Below are 6,000 nucleotides of genomic sequence, written 5' to 3'. Positions count from 1 at the left end.
CGGCATGACCGGGAGCCTTCCAGCTCACCCACCCCACCGCAAGGCTCACGAGGTAACTCAAGACGAGGCGAACGTTGCCTGATGCGGCACTAGCCTCTCGCGTAGGAGACTTACCCTTGCCGCAGCTCGCCTTCGTGCACACCTTCTGGACCGACTACGAGCAGCTGGACAAGCCCGTCCGGGCCGGGGTTCGCAAGGCGATGGCCAAGTTCCAGTCGCTGACGGTGGCCGAGCTGTACGCGGACAAGGGGCTGGGGTTGTCCGTCGCGCGCATGGCCCGTGATCCGCGGATGAGGACGATACGCATCACGGCCTTCTGGAGGGGCGTGCTCCTCGCGCCCGACGACGGAAGTGAGACCTTTCTCCTCCGGCTGCACGAGGCACCCGACGGGCTCGACGGCTACCTGCTGACGCTCACACCGCGCGCTCCGGCCGCGTCCGGACCGCCGTCCTCAAGGTGCTGCCGCACGACGAGGCCCTGCAGTGGGCCGCCACCCGGCTCTTCTCCGTGAACTCCGCGATGGGAAGACTGGAGGTGCGGGACGTCGCGGCCATGGAGCGGCTGGTCACTTCGCGGCCCGCCTCCCACACTTCGACAACTCTCTTCGCTCGGTTCTCCGCCACCGACCTCACAGAGCTGGGCATCGACGGCCAGACCCTGGAGGCCATCCGCACCATCACGGACAGGGCGCAGTTCGACGCATTCCAGCCGCTACTTCCCGAGGACCAACGCGAGGTGCTCCAGTACCTCGCCGAGGGGTTCGATCCCGCGGAGGTCTTCCGGAACGTCGTCGCTCCCCGGCGCCCGGCGGACGCGAACTCGCCGACTTCGGCGAGCCTCGCGGATGCCATCGCCCACACGAGCGACCGGATCACTCTTTTCTCGGAAGCCGGGGAACTGGAGGAGATCGCTGGCAAGCCGCTGGTCGCGCCACGAACGGGAGAGCTGGTCAGCCCCTCCAGACGGGGCGAGCGCAAGGACTACCGGTGTGAACGGCTACCCCTCGCCGACGGCGGCCAGGCAGACGTCTTCAAGGCGGTGCACAAGCCCAGCGGCGAGGTCGTCATCCTCAAGAAGCTGAAGGACAAGTACCCGCCCGCACGTCAAGTTGCCCGCATGAAGCGGGAGATCGAATGCGGGCGCAGCCTGATCGGGAACCCGTACGCGATGCCAGTCCTGGACTTCGATCCAAAGCACACCTGGTTCGTCATGCCGTACGCGGAGGCCACCGCCGAGAGCTGCCGGGAGGAGTTCTCCGATGATGCGGCCCTGCGGGAGCTGCTGGAATCCCTCTGCTCGGTCCTCGCGGTGGCGCACCGGACAGGATGGATCCACCGGGACATCAAGCCAGCCAACGTCCTGCGTCTGAACGGCCGCTGGGTCCTGGCGGACTGGGGGATCGTGCGGCGGCCCCTGGGGCAGACGACCGATCCGCAGCGGACCCGCGTGGGGGTCTTCCTCGGCTCCGAGGGTTTCGCGGCCCCTGAGCACTACAGCGACGCCCACCTCGTGGGCCCCACCGCCGACATCTACAGCCTGGGGCAGCTCATCGGATGGGCCGTCACTGGCGAGATGCCCCTCGTGAACGTCCCGTTGCTCCCCAAGTCGGGCCCCTGGCGTGCGATCGTCCGGGAGGCGACCCAGAGGGACCCGGAGCGACGCCCGGCCACGGTGTCCGCCTTCCTCGATTTCGTCGCGCAAGAGCTGGACGGGCCGGCGGAGCCCGTTGCGCTACGCGGCGAGCACCTCCAGCGGGAACTGTTCGCCGGGTCGACGGGTGCGGGGTCGGACCTCCTGACACTGGCCGCTACGCATCCCGACGACGCGGCTCTCTACTTCGACGTGCTGATCAAGGTTCCCGTCGCCTCGATCATGGCAGGTCTGCTGGCCGACGCCGCTCGTGCGGTCGAGGTCGTGTCCGCGATGGCGACACTCTTCGGTTCGGACGTCTCCCACGGCTCCGAGGAACTCGGCGCCACCGTCAGGTGGCTGGCCGATATCGCCAAGGAGGCGGCCCGGGCGAGGGAGCTCGATCTCCTGGAAGCCTGCTGCGGTGGCGCGTTCGAATGGATCCCCCTCCTGGACGACCAGAGCAGCCAGGCCGACGGCTTCTCCTGGTGGACGACCCTGAGCAGGGACGCCGCCAGCTCGGTGGCGGCGATGCTGCGACAGCACCCGGAGTGCGTGACGTACTTCGGCCACCTGGTGCACGACTTACGCGTCGACCACCGGATTCGCGCGGCCATCGCCCAGCACTAGACCGGTTTGGCGGCAGTCGGCGCGGTCCAGCGCCTCAGTGATCAAGGAAGCCTCCGCCACGGCCCGCTCTTCGTTGATGAGCTGGAACCAGGGCTTCAACCACGCAGGTCACAGCGCTGCGCACCGATTGCGCAACCGCGATCGGCAACAGGGGCAGTCCGCTGAACCAGAACTGCTCCATAGCGAAGATCACGCTATGAGCACTTGGTGTACTCCACGAACGTCGTCCACGTGGATCGGTGGACAGACATGACGCCCCCGTCGTGTGCCTTTGTGTCCCGGACTCTAATCTCGTTCGGGTCGTTATCGGCCACTTCAACGCAGCTATCTGACTTCGTGTAGGAGCTGGTACGCCAGTTCGGGGCCATGGGCTGCATGGTGTGACCTCCTAGTCATTCGGCATCTGATCGAAGTGTTGGATCGCTGTGAAGACAAGGTCTCGGACAGCGCTGCCGTAGACCGCCGACTGCTTCAAGAGAGCGAATGCCTTGGTATACAGCTCGATCTCTCGGGGCTGAGATACAGAGAGCTCTGCCGAGTAGGTCTCGACGAGGACGAGCCGGTCATCGAACATCGAAAACGAGTTGCCTGGCCATATGGATGCCGGCGCGGACCTGGGGACGATGCCCAGGCTAAGGCGAGGTAGCCTCATCACGGCCAGGAGCCGGTCAAGCTGCCCCGTCATCACCTCCGGGCCCCCGAAATTGGTGTACAGGGCCTGTTCGCCGAGCAGGACGTTGAAGATGCGATCGCCCCGGTACAGGTACTGCTGGCGCTCGAGCCGCTTCGCTACTGCCGCTTCGGCGTCGTTGGCAATCTCGTAGTAGCTGACGACCTGTTTGAAGACCTCGGAAGCGTATTCCGCAGTCTGAAGGGTCCCCCAGACGACCGTGGGGTGCCAGATCCGGAACACCTTGGTCTTGTCGTACACCGGAAGCGCTTGCTGCTGTCGCTGCTCCGCGCCCGCTCGAAGCAGCCGCTGCATGTCGAGCCACAGCTCGTCGACGTGGCGGACCATGGCGACCAGGTCACCCAACTGGTCACTCTGTCCGGTCACCTCGCACCAGATGCGTATATCGGTCTCGCTGGGGCGCTGCTTGCCGTTCTCGATTCGGGAGACCTTGGACTCCTGCCACGAGGTGGCACGTGCGAATGCCCGGCCGCTGGCGTAGCCCGCATCCTTGCGGAAGCCGCGCAACCGGGCACCGAGCGCCTGCAGTGCTTCGTCTACTTGCGTACTCACGGATCGGTCAGGACCGGTACTCGGCGTGGGGGACCGCAGCAGCCCAGAGGCTGTCGCGCAGGCGCACGCACTGGGCTACGGTCTCCGGGTCTTCGACGATCTCCGAGCCCAACACTCTGCCCTTGGAGTCGAAGTGGCCCACGGCGAGGAGACGGTCGTCGTAGAGCCACCAGTCATTGCCGCCCACAGGAAACGCCGTGCCCTCCGGCAGGCGGTGTCGGGGCAGCCAGCGAATCTTCTCGCCAGCCTCCTCGTTGAGAGCGGTGGTCGCGTGCTCCCACTGGATGTAGCGGCTGTGCGGCACAGTGACCACGCGGACACGTCGGACCGTCTTGCCCTCGGCAGTGACACGTCGGATGAGCTGGGTCCACGAGGTCATGTAGGAGTGGTCGACGGTCTCACCGCGGAGCCAGCTCGTGAAGGGACTCTCCTCATCGGAAACGGAGTAGTCGTCCCTCAACTCCAGGTGGAATGCATCCTGCGCGAAGCTCTCAAAGAGCTGGTTGCGCTCGGCGCTGGAAATCAGCTCCACGCGGTTCCTCCAGTAGGGCGGTGATCGCGGTCTTCGGTACTTCGACCACGGTCTCGTAGTCCGGAATCTCCATCTGAGCCAGGGTTTCGGTGTCTGTCACCTCGCGGCCCTGGACGACGAACGTACCGTCTGGCGTCAGGATCATGATCGGGTCCTGGACCCGCCTGATCTCCCCGGCCGGCAGACCGTCTTTGGCGAGGTGCTCGAACAGTTCTGTGGGCACCTCCACGGCCGTTTCCCCCTCAGGGATGTCAAGTTGCATCAGCAGGTCGTTCGCGAAGATCTTCCAGCCCTGGACGAGGTACGTGTCCCGATCGGTGGCATACAGGGTCGGACAGTCACCCACCGTGGAGTTCTTACCAAGGAACCGTAGCTTCAAGGTCGTTCTCCTGTCTGCATCCTTGCTCGGATTTGCGCGACACAAGGATGGTCGGCCGGGCATTCGAGCCAGTCAACCTACTTGCTGCAAACTCGCGCAATCTACTTGGGGCTTGGTCAACGGCGGATCTACCTTTGACTGCAGCTCGAACCGGAGAACGCGCCCGCCGCCGGAACCACGCGAACCTCAAGATCGCCCCTGCCGCCAAGACGGACATCCGGCTCCGGTAAGGGCCCGCACTGCGGATGGCGTGGGCCCTACCGAACACCAGGCCTCGACGCGAGCCACATCGAGTGGCTGAACAACGTGCTCACGCCCCTCAACCACGCGCCCGCACGATTCACAACCCTGAACCAGGAGCGCCTCGTGAACCCCCCTACACAGCACCGCAAGGTTCTTCCCTCTGCAGACACGGTCACGTCAGCCGAGCTCGATCACGGCAAGCACCCGGTCAGTGCGACCGTGGTTCTCCTGCCCTTACAGGTCGAGCTTGAGAGCAACGCACCCCCAGCCAGTGACACCCTGCGTGCCCTGCCTTCACCGCAGGACGAAGAACCGTCGTACAAATGGCAGACCAGGCTCACGGCGAACGCAGGCGCTGGCCCCAACGCCCGCCTGCGAGTGCGAACTCGGCTCACCGTGGCGCACTGGCCCGGGAACATCGACGCGGCAGCCAGAGTCGCCGACAAGCTCGTGGACAACGCCTTCCAGCACGCCGAACCGTTCGGGCCCGGCGAGGGCTGGGTCGAACTCAGGCTGACAGTGCTGCCCAAGACGGACGCGCTGCTCATCGAGGTCGACGACGCCACTCCCGAGTTCGCCGACTTCGAGAAAGCGACGACCGCCGAGCCTTCGAACCCGCCACCCGGGCTCTGGTGGGTCCGCCACTACCAGGGAACCCTGTCGTGGGACCCGAAGACGGACGCCACCACCGGTGACGTCGTAGGCAAGACCGTGACGGCATTCCTCCCCACCACCTGGAGCCCGGCATGAGCCGCACCGGGCAGATGCCGCGCCGGCCGGTCGACGCCGACCGGGTAAGCCCGCCCGCCGAGCCCGCAGGCTTCACCCCGACCAGCCTCCCCATAGATCCCTCGCTCGTCGCCCACGACATGGGGGACCTGGCCTCGCGCGTGCGCAGCCTGATGGCGCTCCAGCAGCAGCGGGTTCTCCAGCTGCCGTTGGGCGGCCGCTTCTTCGACATCATCGTCACGGCGAGCGGCCCGCAGGCGTATGCCGCCCTCAAGGTGATGGACGGGATCCAGCACACCGGTGACGAGCGGGCGGACGCATGCGGGCCGGTGATCGAGGACCCTCAAAGGTCGTGGCTCATCTGGCTCGTGCCCCCGGGCACCAGCGAGCAGTGGGCGCCGCACCGGTACGCGACATGCCTGGGCCAGCCCCATCGCCTCGCGCTGCCCGCCATGACATCAGCGGAGCCGCCCGGGCCCTACTGGCTGCGCCCCTGCCGCGGCGACCGGCTCGTGCCACCCACCGCACTGCGGCCACTGCTCGACCAGTTCCAACCGAGCCCCGCCCCGCACGAAACGCTCCTCGGATCGGTGCTGAGCACCATCGCCTGAAGG

The 6,000-nt window shown here is 66.3% G+C and carries 8 protein-coding genes; 4 read left to right on the top strand and 4 right to left on the bottom strand.

Going from position 1 to position 6,000, the window contains the following annotated elements; translation table 11 throughout:
- Positions 1 to 116: 116 nt before the first annotated feature.
- Together ACIPSA_RS48990 and ACIPSA_RS48985 are read left to right on the top strand one after the other, a co-directional pair.
- On the top strand, positions 117 to 512 hold the full coding sequence (locus tag ACIPSA_RS48990; protein WP_402648166.1) for a hypothetical protein: 396 nt from the start codon (positions 117 to 119) through the stop codon (positions 510 to 512).
- A complete protein-coding gene (locus ACIPSA_RS48985; RefSeq protein WP_402648163.1) occupies positions 458 to 2,260 on the top strand; it encodes a serine/threonine-protein kinase in 1,803 nt (600 codons plus the stop codon). The genes ACIPSA_RS48990 and ACIPSA_RS48985 overlap by 55 nt, the downstream gene beginning before the upstream one ends.
- A 194-nt stretch (positions 2,261 to 2,454) precedes the next feature.
- Here ACIPSA_RS48985 and ACIPSA_RS48980 read toward each other — a convergent pair whose 3' ends face one another.
- Genes ACIPSA_RS48980 through ACIPSA_RS48965 form a run of 4 tightly spaced genes read right to left on the bottom strand, consistent with a single transcriptional unit; the run spans position 2,455 to position 4,414 of the window.
- The gene (locus ACIPSA_RS48980) at positions 2,455 to 2,628 is read right to left on the bottom strand and encodes a DUF397 domain-containing protein (protein ID WP_402648160.1); all 174 of its coding nucleotides are present in this window, start codon (positions 2,626 to 2,628) and stop codon (positions 2,455 to 2,457) included.
- 20 nt (positions 2,629 to 2,648) lie between these two features.
- Positions 2,649 to 3,503 (bottom strand): helix-turn-helix domain-containing protein, encoded by an 855-nt coding sequence (locus ACIPSA_RS48975; protein WP_402648157.1) that lies wholly within the window; start codon positions 3,501 to 3,503, stop codon positions 2,649 to 2,651.
- Positions 3,504 to 3,510: 7 nt separating this feature from the next.
- On the bottom strand, positions 3,511 to 4,035 hold the full coding sequence (locus ACIPSA_RS48970; RefSeq protein WP_402648155.1) for a DUF6879 family protein: 525 nt from the start codon (positions 4,033 to 4,035) through the stop codon (positions 3,511 to 3,513).
- A complete protein-coding gene (locus ACIPSA_RS48965) occupies positions 3,995 to 4,414 on the bottom strand; it encodes a hypothetical protein (protein WP_402648153.1) in 420 nt (139 codons plus the stop codon). Before ACIPSA_RS48965 ends, ACIPSA_RS48970 begins: the two co-directional genes overlap by 41 nt.
- Positions 4,415 to 5,053: 639 nt before the next feature.
- On the opposite strand from ACIPSA_RS48965, the gene ACIPSA_RS48960 reads away from it, so the two are divergent.
- Both ACIPSA_RS48960 and ACIPSA_RS48955 read left to right on the top strand, forming a co-directional pair.
- Positions 5,054 to 5,407 (top strand): hypothetical protein, encoded by a 354-nt coding sequence (locus ACIPSA_RS48960; protein ID WP_402648150.1) that lies wholly within the window; start codon positions 5,054 to 5,056, stop codon positions 5,405 to 5,407.
- Positions 5,404 to 5,997 carry a hypothetical protein gene (locus tag ACIPSA_RS48955; RefSeq protein ID WP_402648147.1) on the top strand — a complete coding sequence of 198 codons (594 nt, stop codon included), beginning with the start codon at positions 5,404 to 5,406 and terminating at the stop codon, positions 5,995 to 5,997. The genes ACIPSA_RS48960 and ACIPSA_RS48955 overlap by 4 nt, the downstream gene beginning before the upstream one ends.
- Positions 5,998 to 6,000 lie beyond the last annotated feature (3 nt).

Source organism: Streptomyces sp. NPDC086549, assembly GCF_044746205.1.
GTDB lineage: Bacteria > Actinomycetota > Actinomycetes > Streptomycetales > Streptomycetaceae > Streptomyces.
Note: the sequence above shows the minus strand (reverse complement) of the source record. Positions and strands in the feature narration are given on the sequence as shown.